Origin of the sequence: Sphingobium sp. JAI105 (assembly GCF_015752145.1) — a bacterium.
Lineage (GTDB): Bacteria > Pseudomonadota > Alphaproteobacteria > Sphingomonadales > Sphingomonadaceae > Sphingobium > Sphingobium xenophagum.
Window position 1 is genome coordinate 1,175,939 of the sequence record NZ_JADOUC010000002.1, and the last position, 16,110, is coordinate 1,192,048.

15 protein-coding genes are annotated in these 16,110 nt (G+C 61.3%); 9 read left to right on the forward strand and 6 right to left on the reverse strand.

Features of this window, described 5'->3' with window-relative positions:
- Positions 1 to 89 precede the first annotated feature (89 nt).
- Genes IWY39_RS22755 through IWY39_RS22770 form a run of 4 tightly spaced genes read right to left on the reverse strand, consistent with a single transcriptional unit; the run spans position 90 to position 5,344 of the window.
- On the reverse strand, positions 90 to 959 hold the full coding sequence (locus IWY39_RS22755) for a DeoR/GlpR family DNA-binding transcription regulator (RefSeq protein WP_107124786.1): 870 nt from the start codon (positions 957 to 959) through the stop codon (positions 90 to 92).
- Positions 956 to 1,465, reverse strand: a complete 510-nt coding sequence (locus IWY39_RS22760) for a DUF3237 family protein (protein WP_229380640.1) — start codon at positions 1,463 to 1,465, stop codon at positions 956 to 958. The genes IWY39_RS22755 and IWY39_RS22760 overlap by 4 nt, the downstream gene beginning before the upstream one ends.
- Before the next feature lies 1 nt (position 1,466).
- Positions 1,467 to 3,164, reverse strand: coding sequence for an alpha/beta hydrolase family protein (locus tag IWY39_RS22765; protein WP_107124785.1), 1,698 nt, complete (start codon positions 3,162 to 3,164; stop codon positions 1,467 to 1,469).
- Positions 3,164 to 5,344, reverse strand: a complete 2,181-nt coding sequence (locus IWY39_RS22770) for a TonB-dependent receptor (protein WP_107124896.1) — start codon at positions 5,342 to 5,344, stop codon at positions 3,164 to 3,166. The genes IWY39_RS22765 and IWY39_RS22770 overlap by 1 nt, the downstream gene beginning before the upstream one ends.
- A 220-nt stretch (positions 5,345 to 5,564) precedes the next feature.
- Here IWY39_RS22770 and ku point away from each other — a divergent pair, with 220 nt between their 5' ends.
- The 4 genes from ku to IWY39_RS22790 all read left to right on the forward strand — a co-directional run bounded on the left by ku (position 5,565) and on the right by IWY39_RS22790 (position 11,813).
- A complete protein-coding gene (ku, locus tag IWY39_RS22775; RefSeq protein ID WP_196871721.1) occupies positions 5,565 to 6,434 on the forward strand; it encodes a non-homologous end joining protein Ku in 870 nt (289 codons plus the stop codon).
- Complete coding sequence (locus IWY39_RS22780) at positions 6,434 to 6,907, forward strand: MgtC/SapB family protein (protein ID WP_107124783.1); 474 nt, start codon at positions 6,434 to 6,436, stop codon at positions 6,905 to 6,907. Before ku ends, IWY39_RS22780 begins: the two co-directional genes overlap by 1 nt.
- On the forward strand, positions 6,904 to 9,411 hold the full coding sequence (ligD, locus tag IWY39_RS22785) for a DNA ligase D (protein ID WP_409994382.1): 2,508 nt from the start codon (positions 6,904 to 6,906) through the stop codon (positions 9,409 to 9,411). Before IWY39_RS22780 ends, ligD begins: the two co-directional genes overlap by 4 nt.
- A gap of 242 nt (positions 9,412 to 9,653) precedes the next feature.
- Positions 9,654 to 11,813: a dipeptidyl-peptidase 5 gene (locus IWY39_RS22790; protein ID WP_107124782.1), complete on the forward strand. Its 2,160-nt coding sequence runs from the start codon at positions 9,654 to 9,656 to the stop codon at positions 11,811 to 11,813.
- 69 nt (positions 11,814 to 11,882) lie between these two features.
- Here IWY39_RS22790 and IWY39_RS22795 read toward each other — a convergent pair whose 3' ends face one another.
- Both IWY39_RS22795 and IWY39_RS22800 read right to left on the reverse strand, forming a co-directional pair.
- Positions 11,883 to 12,326 (reverse strand): DoxX family protein, encoded by a 444-nt coding sequence (locus IWY39_RS22795; protein ID WP_107124781.1) that lies wholly within the window; start codon positions 12,324 to 12,326, stop codon positions 11,883 to 11,885.
- Between the two features lie 49 nt (positions 12,327 to 12,375).
- A complete protein-coding gene (locus tag IWY39_RS22800; RefSeq protein ID WP_019052323.1) occupies positions 12,376 to 12,651 on the reverse strand; it encodes a BufA1 family periplasmic bufferin-type metallophore in 276 nt (91 codons plus the stop codon).
- Between the two features lie 210 nt (positions 12,652 to 12,861).
- Here IWY39_RS22800 and IWY39_RS22805 point away from each other — a divergent pair, with 210 nt between their 5' ends.
- From IWY39_RS22805 to IWY39_RS22825, 5 genes are all read left to right on the forward strand, one after another.
- Positions 12,862 to 13,401 (forward strand): sigma-70 family RNA polymerase sigma factor, encoded by a 540-nt coding sequence (locus IWY39_RS22805; protein WP_107124780.1) that lies wholly within the window; start codon positions 12,862 to 12,864, stop codon positions 13,399 to 13,401.
- A complete protein-coding gene (locus tag IWY39_RS22810; RefSeq protein WP_107124779.1) occupies positions 13,398 to 14,039 on the forward strand; it encodes a DUF1109 domain-containing protein in 642 nt (213 codons plus the stop codon). Before IWY39_RS22805 ends, IWY39_RS22810 begins: the two co-directional genes overlap by 4 nt.
- Before the next feature lie 109 nt (positions 14,040 to 14,148).
- Positions 14,149 to 14,418: a BufA2 family periplasmic bufferin-type metallophore gene (gene bufA2 / locus IWY39_RS22815; RefSeq protein ID WP_107124778.1), complete on the forward strand. Its 270-nt coding sequence runs from the start codon at positions 14,149 to 14,151 to the stop codon at positions 14,416 to 14,418.
- 59 nt (positions 14,419 to 14,477) lie between these two features.
- Positions 14,478 to 15,308, forward strand: a complete 831-nt coding sequence (bufB, locus tag IWY39_RS22820) for an MNIO family bufferin maturase (RefSeq protein WP_107124777.1) — start codon at positions 14,478 to 14,480, stop codon at positions 15,306 to 15,308.
- Positions 15,305 to 16,102, forward strand: a complete 798-nt coding sequence (locus IWY39_RS22825; protein ID WP_107124776.1) for an HvfC/BufC N-terminal domain-containing protein — start codon at positions 15,305 to 15,307, stop codon at positions 16,100 to 16,102. Before bufB ends, IWY39_RS22825 begins: the two co-directional genes overlap by 4 nt.
- The last annotated feature ends 8 nt before the right edge of the window (positions 16,103 to 16,110 follow it).

Below are 16,110 nucleotides of genomic sequence, written 5' to 3' on the forward strand. Positions count from 1 at the left end.
GCATCAAATCATGTCCCGAACGGCCATAATGGGCGGCGTTGCAAGGCTGCGGCGCGGTACAGGGCATGGCTCCTGATACGGCATGCTGATCACGCCGGGTCTGTCGCTATAACCCGAACGCCCATTTCGGCACAGATTTGTGCAAGGCGCGGATCGGTGATCCGGTCGGTTACGAAGGTATCGACATCGTTCATCGTCGCGAAGCGCACCGGCGCGTGGCGAGAAAGCTTCGAGGAATCCGCAACAAGGACAACATGGCGGGCATGCGCGACGATCGATTGCGAAACCTTGATCTCGTCTATGTCGAAATCGAGCAGATTGCCATCCGCATCGAGCGCGCTGGCACCGATCACCGCATAATCCACCTTGAAAGCGCCGAGGAAATCGACCGTGAGCGGACCAACAACAGCGCGGTCCTCGGCCCGCAGCCGACCACCCGCCACGATGACCTCTATGCCCCGTGCATCGGCAAGTATTTCGGCGACATTGAGGTTGTTGGTGACGACCATCAACCGTTGGCGCTGGGCCAGGAAGGTCGCAACCGCTTCCACCGTGGTGCCGATATTGATGAAGAGCGACACGCCATCCGGCACCAGATTTGCTGCGGCTTTGCCAATCCGGCCTTTCGCGTCGGCTGCCATGGCCTGACGCGAATGATAGCCGATATTGTCGAGCCGCGATCGCAGCATGGCTCCGCCCCGCACGCGTGAAACGGCGCCCTGCTCGTCCAGCTGGCGTAGGTCTCCGCGGATCGTCTGTGGCGTTACGCCCAACAACTGCGCCAGATCCTCCACCTTGGCATGCCCGGCGCCACCAAGATGCTCGACCAGCCGCACTTGCCGCACTGCCGCCAGGTCGCGTGAGGCGTTTTCGTCTGATTTGGGTCGTTGAACCATGCCATCCCGCATAGACATAATCGTCGTGGAGGCCAAACGCGACGGATGCGGCGCTTTGGTCAAAGGACTTCATAGAAGCGCACGATGACTTGGCGAAGCTGGCCGCCAAGCACTACCGGCTCTATCGTTGAGGTGAATACCGACTTGTTAAGCCATTCATGGTTGCCGAGCGGAGCGGTGAAAACGGGGTTCGCCCGTTCATAAGCGATACGCTGGCCGTCTGCCGCGCAGGCAAGGCCCAGGTTGCGTACATGGATCAGAGCCTCGTCATGCGTGCGGATGAAATAATCGGCGACAACCTCCGTACATCCATCCTTGCGGATCAGTTGCCAGTCTGCCCCGCCGGGAACGACTGTCCCGCTCAAAGCCGGACCGCTGACGGTGCCACCCAGCAGAGCGATTCTGTTCCCGGTGCCATGCGGCCCTTCGCCGGCCGGCTCGCTCGGCCCCAGATCAACGCGTTCCTCGAAAACGAACCGCAGTTGCGGCGTGTCGGCGGATGGCGCCGCCGCTTCCGTTACATCGGTCAGGAGCATGGAGGCGGCGAGAGCCGCAACAAAGCGCCTCATGTCACACTCCGATCGGTTGGGTGGCGACGAGAAGCCAGGTGACGAATAGTCCCGACACAAGGGCGCCCGGCACGACCGAACCACGGCTGCGCTGCGACACGGCACCGAACAAGCCGACAAAAGCCAGAAATACCGCAAAGCCGATCGCCGAAATCACGCGCAGTCCCTCTCCAGGCAGAAGCAGGTGACCCGTGGCCGCCAGCACGCCATATTGGGCAACGAGGAAAAGGACGAACCCGCCAGCCAGCGCAGCCATGGCACGGGCCACCGCGCCGCCCATGCTGCCGACATCAAGCGGCGAGACGGCCTGTACCAGTTGCAGCGAGCAGAGACAGCTCATCACGAAGAAGGGCGCATAAAGAAGGAAATCGCGCGCCCGCTCCAGCGAGATCGGACGGATGGTGATGAACCACCAGGAAGGATTGACGTGAAGCAGCTGGTCCGCCCCCAGCACCAGCAGGTAAGCGGGCAACAGAATGAGCGCGGCAAGCGCCAATGCACGCGGCACCTCACGCATGCCCAGACCCCCGGCCTTGCGCCGCAGCATGAATAGGGAGAGCAAAGCGCTGAGCAGCGCCCAACCCGCAAACTGGTTTGTGAAGGTCTGCCGGAAAAGGGCGTTCTGGCCAAGCAGGGCTTCGGTTGCCATGCATGCCGGAATGAACAGCAAGGCTGGAAGAAGCGCTATGGCGACAAGTTTGGCGATCGGCCGGGCCACCGATGGCGGCGGGGCCGGATTCTGCTTGGGCGCGGACCTTGTGGCGAAAAAGGTTGCCGAAGCCGCGATCAATCCGGCGATCAGCAGGGGCACTGCCATGAGCGCCACGAAATTACCCGCCTCCCGCCACGGCCAGACCTGATCCCTGACGTCAAGCGCCCTGCCCCCGTTCAATGTGCGACCGAACCAGTCGAGCGCAGGGGTGATCCCGGCGGACGACTGGTGCAACCATGCATGGGTCACGGCGGGCGTCAGCAGCATGCGGGCGTTGCCATCTGCGATCCGACCGTAGAGGCGTCCCGGCACGACCGGTTCGGTACTGCCGAACAGGTCGCGCAGCTTCTTGACCGCGCCGGTTGCCAGTGGCGATTCAGGCCCCCACATGAAGCCGCCAAATTCGTCGCGCGTCCCGAAAACGACCAGCAGGTTTTTCGGGAAAGCCCGTGTGCCCTCTGGCGCGAAGGGCGCCCCTACGCTTGAGCCTTCCAGTACGAGCGAACGATAGCCGTTGGGCATCGCTTTGGCCGCGCTGAGCACAGTCCACCCGCCCATACTGTGTCCCTCAAGCCCGATATTGCGGCGATCGACGAAAGGCAGGCTGTGAAGATAGGCGAGCGCGTCCGGGCCGCCAAAACCATCGGCGAAGGCGACGGGGTCGCTGCCGCCATGTCCGCGCTGGTCGGGCGCCAGCACGACATAGCCTCTGCGGGCATACTCCGTCGCGAAGTTGGCCTGCATCTCCGCGCTGTTGAGATAACCATGGACTGCAAGGATGGCAGGTGCGGGCTTCGCACTTGTCGCTGCGCGCGGCCGGAACAGCAATGCTCGCATTTGCGCGCCACTTGCGCCCCGGAAATGAACCTCCGAAACAGTCACGCCGTCGCCGGTCTGGATCGCCGAAGCGAGGAAGAGCCCGGCAATGGCGACGAGACTGGCGATCAGGGCAACAAGCAGCCCCGGATTGGCCCTGTACGGCATCATCAGAATTTCGCCTGAAAATCGATGCCGTAGCGGCGCGGATAGGGGACAGTCCCGAACCGCAGGAAGGTGTTCGTTTCGATACCGACGCCAACCAGCGTGTCGTTTCCGCTCAGGTTCTTGCCCCACAGCCCGACTTCATATTGCCCGTCGTCAAAGGAAACGCCGATCCGCGCATTATATTCTTCGAATCCCGGCGTACGGCCGAGGCTGAAGGGAAAGACCTTGTCGTTATAGGCCGTGAAGAACTGAGAGCTTTTGTGGACCATGTCGCCATGGAGCGTCAGTTCGGCAGAAGCGCTGAGTGGAATCCTGTAGTCTGCGGCGGCGCTTATCGAGAATTTGGGCGCTTCGATCATGCGATTGCCGGCAAGGTCCGTGCCGTTGAGTATCAGGCTCGTATATTTCGCGTCGAGCAATCCAAGTCCGGTCGATAGCCGCAACTGTGGCGTGATACTGGCAGTGATTTCCGCCTCTATGCCATTGATCCGGGATTTGCCCGCATTGACCAGCGCCTGGTTGATCACCGAAATCGAATCGATGAACTGCTGGTCCTTGAACTGATAGTGGAATGCAGACAGGTTCAATGTCACGCGCCGGTCGAACAACCGGCTCTTGATCCCGGCTTCATAGGCGTCGAGAAATTCGGGCTTGGCGGTCGTCAGGTCACCTGGGAACACAACCGCACCCCCGTTAAAGCCGCCACTGCGATAACCCCGCGCATATTGGACGAACGCCATGAAATCGGACGATGCCTTGTAGCGCAGGCCCAACCGGCCGCTGGGCTGGGTCTCGGTATAATCGACATTGGTCGTCGGGATGCCAAGACCTGGAATGTTCACGACCGACTGGAAATTGCGCATTTTCGCCTTGTCATGCGTCACTCGGACACCGCCATAGAGACTGAATGTCGGCGAGAAGTCGAAGCTACCGTCCATATATGCGGCATAGGAGGTCCGCGTTTGACGATAGGTTTGCCGCGCGTCGAAGCCTCCATCGAACTGCGACACATGGAACATGTTGTCGAGCGTATCGCGGAAATAATAAAGGCCCCCGATCAGGTTGAATGGTCCGTCAAACTGCGTCGCAAGGCGAAGATCTTGTGAATACTCCTTTGTCCTTGCCTCGAAATCCAGAGCCAACAGATTGGCGGCACTGCCGTCACCGTCGACTTCGTTAAGGAAATAGCCCTTAAGGTAGGAGGAGATGGACGTCAGCGCGACATTGCCCAGATCCTTGTTGAGCGTGAGGCTGACGCCGTCGCCGCGTACCCGGATGCGACCGTCCCGATCATAATAGCCCTCGCGCGGGCCGAGCAGTTCGCCGGTATTGGGGTCACGGCGCGGGTCAAATCCGAATGCATTGGTATTGCCTGGCAGATATCCCGTGACGTTGGTGCCGACGGCTTCGGGTGCGCTACGGGTAAAACTGTAGCGCAGGGTCGCGTCGAACCCCGCATCATCCCTGTATTTAAGCGCGGTGCGGATCGCGACCTTGTTAAAGTTCGACTTGTCACGTCCTCCCGGCAACAGATTCTTGACGAAACCGTCGCTGTCGCTGGTGTTGAAGGAGACGCGCAAGGCGAGACGATCTTCGACAAGTTGGGTATTGGCCGCGCCCTGCAGGCCAACATAGCTATAATTGCCAAGCTCGGCCGAAATGAAGCCCGAATTATCGAATTGCGGCGCCCGGGTGATATAGCTGACGGCGCCACCCACGGTTTCCTTGCCGAACAACGTGCCCTGGGGACCGCGCAGTACCTCTACCCGGTCCATATCGAACAGCTGCGCGCCACCGAGGAAGGAAGCGCGGACGAACACTTCGTCGTAGAAAATGCCAGTGGGCGAGGAAGCGTTAAGATCGAATGCCGACTGGGCGATGCCGCGGACCGAGAATTTGGGCTGGTCCTCATTGCCCAGCACGCTGACCGAGAGATTGGGTGTCTGTCGGGCGATTTCGGTGCCGCTGCGCATCTGTAGCGTGCCGAGCGAAGAGCCGGCGACCGCAGTGATCGAGATGGGAACGTCCTGCACGCTCTGTGCCCGCTTTTGGGCAGTGACGATGATCTCGTTGGGATCGCTCAAGACCGCATTAGCCGCCGACTGATCCTGCGCCGAAGCGGGAACTGCGAACGCGGCGGCAAGGCTGGTGGAGATGAGCAGGCTCAGATGACTGGTGCGCAAGATAATTCCCTCCCGGAATAGCCGCATCTCTCTGACGGGATGACGACATAGTTTTTCTTCGCTCTTTTTCGCTGCTTTTCGTTTCCGAAAATAGCGGGCTATTTGAATAGAGGCTGACGATCAGGCCGCTTGCCGATCCGGGGGACTTGCTTGCCCCGGCTTGCCAGTGCGGCGGTGGAACCAACCTTGCGGCCATACGCTGATAGCGCGGAGGTAATGCATGCCCGCACGCGCATATTGGCAGGGTCAAATCAAGCTGGCGCTGGTTTCGATTCCGGTCGAAGTCTATCCTGCCACCAAGTCTGGACCGGCCATATCATTCCGCCAGATCCACGAACCCAGCGGCAAGCCGATCCATTACGACAAGGTGGTCAGCGGCATCGGTCCGGTCGATCGCGACGAAATCTTCAAGGGATATGAGATTTCCAGGGGCAATTACGTCCTTTTGGATCAGGAAGAGATTGAGTCGGTGAAGATCGAGAGTCGCAAGACGCTGGACCTCGTTCAATTTGTCGACGCCGATGCGATTGATGTGCTTTACTATGAAAAGCCCTATTTCGTGGTCCCCGCCGACGATCTGGCGGAGGAAGCCTATGCCGTGCTGCGCGATGCGCTGCGGCAGACGAAGAAAGTCGGCCTGGGGCAGTTATCCGTCCGTGGGCGCGAACAATTGGTGTCGCTCAAGCCCTGCGGACGCGGGTTGGTGCTGGAAGTGCTGCGCTATGCCGATGAAGTCAACAAGGCCCAGAGCTATTTTCGCGGACTCCCTGGTGATGAGGCTGATCCGGAAATGCTGGACCTGGCCGTCAGCATCATCGACAAGCGCACAGCCCCGTTCGAGCCGGAGGAGTTTCATGACCGCTATGTCGATGCGCTTCACCGCCTGATCGACAAGAAAAAGAAGGCGAAGGGCAAGCGGATCATCGAGGATGTCGACGATGAACCGGTCGGGGCCAAGGCAGGCAATGTCATCGACCTGATGGCCGCACTGAAAAAATCCGCTGGATCGGGCAAGAGCGCGACCACAAAAAGCGCGGTCGCCAAGGCCAAGCCCAAAAAAGCCGCAGCGTCAAAACGCAAGAGCGCGTGATGGAACTGAACCCCGTCACCCCCCTGCATCTGATCGATGGCCCCGTGCTGCTAAGGCTGGGTGCTGCGGCGGTGCTGGGCCTGCTGCTGGGCATGGACCGGGAATTGCGTGGCCATGCAGCGGGCATGCGGACCCACGGCCTTATCTGCTTTACCGCGGCGCTAATGACCGTGTGCGCCATCGCCTTGCATCTCCAGTTGCAAGACGGGGGCAATATCGACCCGCTGCGCGTGTTCGAGGCAGCGGCTGCCTTTACTGCCATCATTGCGGCCGGGCTGATCGTATTCAGCAAGGGCGAGGTCCGCAACCTGACCACCGCAGCGCATATCTGGCTGGCGGCGGTCATTGGCATCGCCTGCGGCGCGGCGCTCTGGCCGCTGGTCGTCAGCGCGACGATCGTGGCGATCATCATGCTGACCGTCCTGGGCTTTGTCGAACGCCGCTGGCTCGATCCTCTGGATCGGACGAAATGATGGCCAGGAAGAATGCCCTTTCCACTTACAATGCCAAGCGGGATTTCGACCGCACGCGCGAACCCAGGGGCAAGGTGGCAAAAACAGGGGGCAACAGCTTCGTCGTGCAGAAACATGCCGCGACCCGCCTGCATTGGGATTTCCGGCTGGAAATGGACGGGGTGCTCAAAAGCTGGGCGGTAACGCGAGGGCCAAGCATCGACCCCGCCGACAAAAGGCTGGCGGTGCGGACGGAGGATCACCCGCTTGACTATGGCACGTTCGAAGGCTTGATCCCCAAGGGCGAATATGGCGGCGGCACGGTAATGTTGTGGGATCGCGGCACCTGGGAACCGATCGCAGGAAAGAGCGCTGCCGATATAGAGGATGGGCACCTGCATTTCATTTTGCATGGGGAGCGGATGAAGGGCGAGTGGCTGTTGGTGCGGATGAAAGGGCGTCCCAAGGAGAAGCGCGAAAACTGGCTGTTGCGCAAGATTGACGACGAGGAGGCCGGGTCGGGCGATGCGCTGGTCGAACGTGCGCTCACCAGCATAGTGACGGGCCGATCGATGGCGGAGATTGAGGCTGACAAGGCTGGCGAACAATCCCTTGCCGGGGCGCGTGGCAAAGGCTTCGCTGCGAAGATGGCGGCAGCGAAGGATCATACCGCCAAAATAAGCGACAGGCGGAAAACGCGCGCCACGGCCCTGCCCCGCTTCGTGAAGCCACAACTCGCCACGTTGGTGGATGCCGTGCCGACCGGGAACGATTGGCTGCACGAAATCAAATATGATGGCTATCGCGCGCTAATTGCCGCAGCCGGACAGAAAGTGAAGCTGTTTACGCGCAACGGCCTGGACTGGACCGAAAAATTCGCGCCGCTCATGGGTGCGATCGCCGCGCTGGACCTGCCGCCGTGCCTGATAGACGGCGAAGTGGTGGCGCTGGACGGCAATGGCAATCCCGATTTCTCGACATTGCAGCAGACGCTCAAGCGCGGGCATGGGCAGGAGGATGGGGCACAGCCGCTGCACCTGTTCGCCTTCGATCTGCTTTCGCTCGATGGGCAAGACCTCAAGGGGCTGCCCACCATCGAGCGCAAGGAGCGGCTGGAAGCGCTGCTGCATCAGGCGGAATCGCCCATCCATGTCTCCGATCATGTTCTGGGGGCCGGAGAAACCTTGTTCCGATCGCTTTGCGAGGCCGGGCAGGAAGGCATCATCTCCAAGCGCGCCGACGCGCCATATCGCAGTTCCCGAACCCGCAGCTGGGTGAAGGTCAAATGCACCCGGCGCCAGGAGTTCGTCCTTGTCGGATGGACCAGAAGCAATGCCAGGGGACGTCCTTTCGCGTCCCTGCTGCTCGCCCAGCATGAGGGGCAAAAGCTGGTCTACAAGGGCAAGGTCGGGACCGGCTTCGATAGTCAGGCGATGGACGAACTGGACAAGGCAATGGCCCGCTTGGCAACCGACACGGCCCCGGTCGACGTGCCCCGCGCGGAGACGCGCGGCGTAAGCTGGATAAAGCCGAAGCTGGTTGCCGAAATCGCCTTCGCCGAATTCACTGCCGATGGTCGCGTCCGTCATGGCAGCTTCCTGGGTCTGCGTGCCGATAAGCCAGCAAAGACGGTGAAACCGGAAAAGCCCGCGCCTGCCCCTGTGCCGAAGAGCGCGATCGACATCAGCAGCCGCGATCGGGTCATCTTCCCCGAAACCGGCCAGACCAAGGGGGAACTGGCGGATTATTATTCCCGCATAGCGCCGCTCATGCTGCCTTTCTCCGCCAACCGGCCCATCAGTCTGGTCCGCTGTCCACAAGGGCGAGCGAAAAAATGCTTCTTCCAGAAGCATGACAGCGGCGCCTTCGGACAGGAAGTCCGACAGATGCCCATTCGCGAGAAAAACGGCGGGTCGGAAGATTATATCTATGTCGACAGTGCGGACGGCCTGCTGGCCTGCGTCCAGATGGGGACGATTGAATTTCACGGCTGGGCCAGCAGAACCGACGATGTGGAGAAGCCCGACCGCATGATCTTCGACCTCGACCCGGACGAAGGGCTGGACTTTGACAAGGTGAAGCGAGCGGCCAGGGATATACGCGATCATCTCGCTGACATCGGGCTTGTCTCCTTCGCGATGCTGTCGGGTGGCAAGGGCGTGCATGTCGTCGTCCCGCTGACGCCCGGTCACAACTGGGACACGCACAAGGATTTCGCGTCCCGCTTCGCCCAGGCTCTGAGCGCCGCCGAGCCTGACCGCTTCACCGCGACAATGAGCAAGGCGAAGCGAAAGGGCCGCATCTTCATAGACTGGTTGCGAAACCAGCGTGGCAGCACGGCCATCCTCCCCTATTCCGCCCGCGCCCGCCCCGGCGCGCCTGTCGCCATACCGATCGACTGGGAAGAACTGGACAGGATGAAGGACGCCCATCCCTTCTCCATCGATGATCCCGACACCCTGCTGAAGAGGAGCAAAGACCTCAAAGGCTGGGGATTTGCAGCGCAAGCCCTGCCGGAAATTTGACCTGGCTCCAAAGCAACCGGGCCCAAGGAAGCGCGCTACCTTCGCGGACCATTGCCCGTATCCCGCAACTATGCGTGTTCGGGCGATCGCCGCTCAAGCGGCGAATGGATCGACTTCCTTCTTCCGTCCGCCGTGAAGGTGACGCATATGCCTATGTTATCGCTGCCGGTTCGGGCAGCTTCGATAGAATGAGGCAGCGCGGCCCACAACTGCTGCGCCGCCGTCTTGGAACAGGATTGACTATGGGAAAGATCGCACATTTTCTGGTGTCCGCGGCGATGGTCGCTGGGCTGAGCGCCACACCAGCGTTCGCACAGCCCAAGCAGGTGCTGACGCATGAGACGCTGTGGATGATGAAGTCGGTCGGTGCGCCGCTGACCAGCCCGGACGGCAAATGGGTCATCTATTCCCTGCGCGAACCATCCTATGCGAAGGATGAATCCGTCAGCGACCTGTGGATCGTGCCGACCGACGGCAGCGCGGCTCCGCGCAGGATAACGTCGAGCAAGGCGGGAGAGAGTGATCCGGCCTGGGCGCCCGACAGCCGCCGCATCGCCTTTTCCACCAAGCGCGAAGGCGATGATGTCGCGCAGATCTACATTCTCGACCTGGCGGGTGGCGAAGCCCGGCGCGCGACGGACGTGCCGACGGGTGCGGCCAGACCGCAATGGCGACCCGACGGGCAGGCGATCCTGTTTGAAAGCATGGTCTATCCCGGCGCAGTCGACGCTGCGACCAACAAGAAGGCAGCCGATGAGCGCAAGGCGCGCAAATTTTCCATGCGCGTCTATGAACATTTCCCGATCCGCTACTGGAACGAATGGCTGGACGATCGCCGCCCCAGCCTGTGGGTCCAGCCGCTAACCCAGGGCGCGGCAGCGCGCGACATCATCTCCTCGACGCAACTGGCGAAAATGGAGGGATTTGGCGGCTCCCCGCGCAATGATGGCGGCGCGAGCCTGTCACCCATATGGAGTCCCAATGGACAGGAAATCCTGTTCATCGCCACGACGCAGCGGTGGGATGCAGCCCATGCACGGGTCAATTACGGCCTGTACCGCATGTCCGCGGACGGTGGCGAACCGACATTGGCCACGCCGGTCCTGGGCGAATATGGCGATCCCAAATTCACACCCGACGGCAAAAATCTGATCGTCAAATTCAACAGCCAGGGCGATGAAGTATATGATCTGGCCCGACTACATCGCGTTGCGTGGCCCGCTGGCGGCGCTGCAACGCTGCTGACCGGCGCGTTTGATCGCGAAGTGGATGGCTACGCCGTGACGCCTGACAGCCGGACCTTGTTTCTGACCGTGCCTGACGCAGGTCTGGAGCATGTCTATCGCGTGCCGGTTGCCGGTGGAAAACCCGAACTGGCGATCGCGGCCAAGGTCGGCGGCTATACCGCCATAGACATTCCGTCCGATGCCAAATCGACCGAGTTGATTGCAAGCTATGGCAGCGCGGTGAACCCGGCGGAGATTGTCCGCATCGACCCCAAAAGCGGGCGTCATCGCAATCTGACCAACGTCAACACGGCGCTTGCCGAAACGATCGACTGGTCCAGCCCCCAGCATTTCTGGTTCTCCAGCGACAGGGGACGGCGTATCCACAATATGATCGTCACGCCGCCCGCATTCGACGCGACGAAAAAATATCCGCTGATGGTGCTGATGCATGGCGGTCCGGCATCGTCCAACGCTGATCAGATTGGTTTGCGCTGGAACTACCATCTTCTGGCCAGCGCCGGTTATGTTGTGCTGCTGACCGATTATACCGGATCGACAGGCTATGGCGAAGCCTTTGCCCGCGCCATCAAGCTGGACCCGTTGCGCGGCCCGGCCAACGAAATCAATCAGGCCGTGGATGAGGCCGGCAAGCGGTACGGCTTCATCGATACCACCAATGCCTGTATCGGCGGCGCGAGCTATGGCGGGCATCTCGCCAACTGGATGGAAGCCACGACCACCCGGTACAAATGTATCGTCAGTCATGCCGGTGAAGTCGATCTGCTGACCCAATGGGGCACCAGCGATTTCAACTATGGGCGCGAAGTGGCGAGCGGCGGCCCGCCCTGGGGCGACAGCAAGGTCTGGCGCGACCAGAGCCCGATCACATATGGCAAGGACTGGAAGACCCCGATGCTGCTGACCGCAGGCGAAAGGGACTATCGCGTGCCGATGTCGAACACACTGGAAACCTGGTCGACGCTGCAACGGATGCAGGTGCCAAGCCGCCTGCTGATCTTCCCGGATGCATGGCACTGGATCACCAAGCCGGAGGATAGCCGCCAATTCTATCGCGAGGTGCAGGGCTGGCTGGCCCATTATCTGAAAGGTGCGCCTGCGGTGAAGGGCGGTCCGATCACATCCCCGCCCGCCAGCGCTCCGGCGGCGGAATGATCGGACGGTTATAATATGAAAAAATGCCGGCGGATCATTCGATCCTGCCGGCATTTTTTCGGCCTTAACTCAGCGATCCGACTTTCGGCGCAGCAGCGCATCGGCTGACCAGGCGCCTCCGCCGCGCGCGATGAGGGGCAGCAGGATGGCGATCCAGCTAAGATGCGTCGGCCAGGCGTCGGGATAGACGAAAATCTGGATGACCAACGTCATCATAAGGAGAGCCAGCGCTGAAAAGCGCGTGCCCAGCCCCAGCACGAGCAGGATGGGGAAAAGATGTTCCGCCCCGGTGGCCATGGTCGCGGCGATGTCCGGCGGCACCAGCGGCAGCGCATATTCGGTACGAAACAGCTCATATGTGCCGTCCGTGATAGTCAGGATACCCTCTACCTTCGTGCGTCCGGACAGGAAGAATATGGACGCGATGGCCATACGGGCGACGAATAACAGCAATGCATCCGGCAACATCGCAGCGATGCGCCGAGTGCAACGATCATGGATTGGCACAAGCATCGATCATCTCCAGCAGGGCCGGGACGAAGGCACGCCCCGGCCGCTTCGGTCAGGCTTTGGGCGTCAGCGATCCGTTACCCTTGGGCGTCTTGATCGATGTGCAGGTGCCTGCCTTAACCAGCTTCCAGGCGTTGCCCTGATAGTTGACCTTGGACGTGCCCGCGCAGCTGGTGCCGGGGCCCGCAGCACAGTCGTTCTTGCCGGCGAGCGAGACGCCGTAGCATTTTTCCATCTTCGGCTTTTCCTGGGCATGGGCAGGCATGGCAAGTGCGGCTGCCGAAGCGATGGCGATGCTCGCGGCGAGCGCGGCATGGGTGGTACGCATCATGATGTCCTCTTTGATCCTAGGCCTCTTCACGCGGTCCGGACAGGCCGGACCGCGCGGTGACCGGGGAGGAGGCTGGGGAAAGCCCGTGTCACGTCGGCAAGTTCGTGACAGGCGCAAATCCGGTTACAGACATTTCGTGCGAAAATTTTTCGCGCAAAGCTGTAACCTGGCCACGACTTCCTCCGAACATGCGAATGAGGAGACAGAATGCAGACCACAGAGGAGCATCTGCGTGCGTTGATGATCGATGGGCTGAATGGCGACGCCAAGGCCCATGAAGCATTGCTGCGCCTGCTTGTTCCGCTGCTGCGGGGCTTCTATCGGCGTCGGCTTCGCGGCGCTGACGACGATGTCGAGGATATGGTGCAGGAAACCCTTATTGCCGTTCATACCCGCCGCGCCACCTACGACCGAGAGCGCCCATTCACCGCCTGGCTGTACGCGGTCGCGCGATACAAAATGATCGATCACCTGCGCCGCGTCGGCCGTCTGCGGCCGATCGAGGATTACGATGAATGGCTGACCGCTGCGGATTTCGAGGCGAGCAGCATCGCCCGGCTGGATGTGGACGACCTGTTGCAAGGGCTGCCTGACAAGCAGGCGCGGGCGATCCGCGCCACGCGGATCGAGGGACTGAGCGTCGCCGAGGCGGCAAGCGCGGAGGGTATAGGGGAATCGGACGTAAAGGTTTCGGTACATCGCGGACTGAAGGCGCTGATGGGTCGGGTACAGGGGGTGCTGCGATGAACACGGACGATCTGGTCAGGCATCTGGCCAAGGAAACGCGCCCGGTCGGTCGCAATAGCGTCGCGCGAAGGCTGGCGATCGGCATGGCCGCCGGAGGAATAGGATCGGCCATATTGATCCTGATCGCGCTTGGGATGCGGCCGGATCTGGGCACGGCGATGCAGGGCACATCCTTCTGGATGAAATGGGGCTATACCTTTTCCCTGGCGGTCGCCGCATTGATGACAACCGCGCAACTCGCCCGGCCCGATAGCGGTCGGCTGCGTGGCCTGTGGCTGCTCGTGATCCCGGTCGTCCTGCTGGCGGGCATAGGCTTTCTCGAACTGGCGCGGACCCCGTCGTCCCAATGGCTGGCGATGTGGCTGGGCGATAGCTGGAAAAGCTGTCCATGGATGGTCCTGTCGCTTTCCGCGCCGATCTTTGCGGGATTGCTCTGGTCCTTCCGCAGGCTCGCCCCTACGCGGCTCAGGGCGGCCGGGGCGGCGGCGGGCCTTTCAGCCGGCGCATTTGCGGCGACCGTCTATTGCCTACACTGCCCCGAAGTGTCGGCCATTTTCGTTCTGACCTGGTATTCGCTCGGCATCATGTTGGCGACACTGCTCGGCATGCTGGTGGGGCCAAGGCTGCTGCGCTGGTGAGGCGACACAGCGTTCCAGCAGGAATTTCGTTCGCTGCTGTAACCAGTCGACCGGCGGGACCGAAAGACAGGAGCCATCGTGGCGCAACCTGCTTTTTGGAGAATCCCTCATGTTCACTCTCAACACTGGCCTTGGCATCGCCGCTTCCGCTGCCTCCATCGCGATCGTGGCTGCCGCCGCTGCCCCGGCCATCGCGAAGGATAGCGCCGATACGAAGGTCGTGCATTGCTATGGCATCAACAGTTGCAAGGGCACGTCCGATTGCAAGACGGCCAGCAACGAATGCAAGGGGCAGAATGTCTGCAAGGGCCACGGCTTCAAGGCCATGACCGTCAAGGCATGCAAGGCTGCTGGCGGCAGCCTGACCGAACCCCAATAACATTCGAAAGCCCGGCGCTCCCGTCAGCGCCGGGTTCCCTTGCAGCAGGGAGCGTCCTGATGATCCCGTCCTTCTCCGGCTTCGGCCTTGGCCTGCGCACGCCGCACTATGCCGACTTTCTCGATCGCCATGTCGCCGTTGATTTTCTGGAGGTGATCTCCGAAAATTTCATGGTCGATGGTGGTCGACCCCGGCGGATATTGCGCGACATTCGCGCCCGCTATCCGGTCGCGCTGCACGGCGTGTCGATGTCGGTCGGTTCTGCGGATGGCATCGACGGCTTATATCTTAACCGCCTGCGCGCACTCGTCGACGAGATCGAACCGCTGTTCGTGTCTGATCATCTGAGCTGGTCGCGGATCGAGGGGTTCAATTCCCACGACCTCCTGCCCCTGCCCTATACGACGGAAGCGCTCGATATTGTCTGCGCGAACATTCATCGGGCGCAGGACGCGCTGGGCCGCGCCATGTTGATCGAGAACCCGTCATCCTATCTCGACTTCGCGTCAGCCGACATGACCGAGTGGGAATTTCTGAACAGGGTGTGCGCACGAACGGGCTGTGGCCTGCTGCTGGACGTCAACAACGTCTTTGTCAGCGCCAGCAATCACGGCTTCGATCCAATCACCTATCTGGATGGCGTCCCGCATGATCATGTGCGTCAGGTCCATCTTGCCGGCCACAGCCAGGGCGAACATCTGCTGATCGACACGCATGATCGGCCTGTCCCCCCGTCGGTATGGGACCTTTACGCCCATATCCTGCCACGTCTTGGCCCCGTGGCGACGATGATCGAGCGAGACGATGACTTGCCGCCTTTGGGGGATCTACTCGCGGAACTGGGCACCGCACGGACGATCGCCGCTGGCGCAGTGAGGGCAGCGGCATGAGCCTTCTCGCACTTCAGCGCGACATGCGCGACTGGCTCGTGTGCGCCGACATGGCTGCGGCCGCGCGTATCCAGTCGTCCAGCGAGGCTGGCTTTGCCGTCTATCAGAATAATTACCGGTCCCAGCTCGTCACCTGCATTGAAGGCAGCTTCGCGCGAACCCGTGCCTGGATTGGCGAGGAGAGGTTTCTGCATGCCGCCGCGCATCATATCGACGATGTGCCGCCAAGCAGCTGGACGCTCGACGCCTATGCACATGATTTCCCCGCGACGCTGGCAAGGCTCCACCCGCACGATCCGGAAATCGCGGAAATCGCCTGCCTGGAACTGGGGCTGGAAGAATTGTTCATCTCGGCGGACGGCCCGGCGGTCGCGCTGGATCATCTGCACGACCTTGACTGGGAGTGCGCCTTGTTGACGTTCCAGAGATCAATCGACCTTGTTGACCTCAAGACGAATGCCTTTGCCATCTGGTCCGCTTTGGTTGCCGGGGAAGAGCCGCCAGCGTCCCAATATCTGGGAACGCCTGAAACAGCGCTGTTATGGCGTCAGGACGAACAATGTCGCGTCAGGACCATCGACGCCATGGAGTTGCAGACGTTGCTCGACCTGCGCGGCGGCCTGCCCTTCGGCGCGGCCTGTCGAAAGGTGACGGTCCAGCTTGGCGAAGATCGGGGCATAGCGCTTGTCGGCCAGTGGCTGGGGCAATGGCTGGCCGATGGCCTGATTGCTGCGATCACTGCGCAGGACAGGCCCGTCGGTTCCGGCAATCCCCGGCTGGAGGGGCCATGCTGACGGGGCCA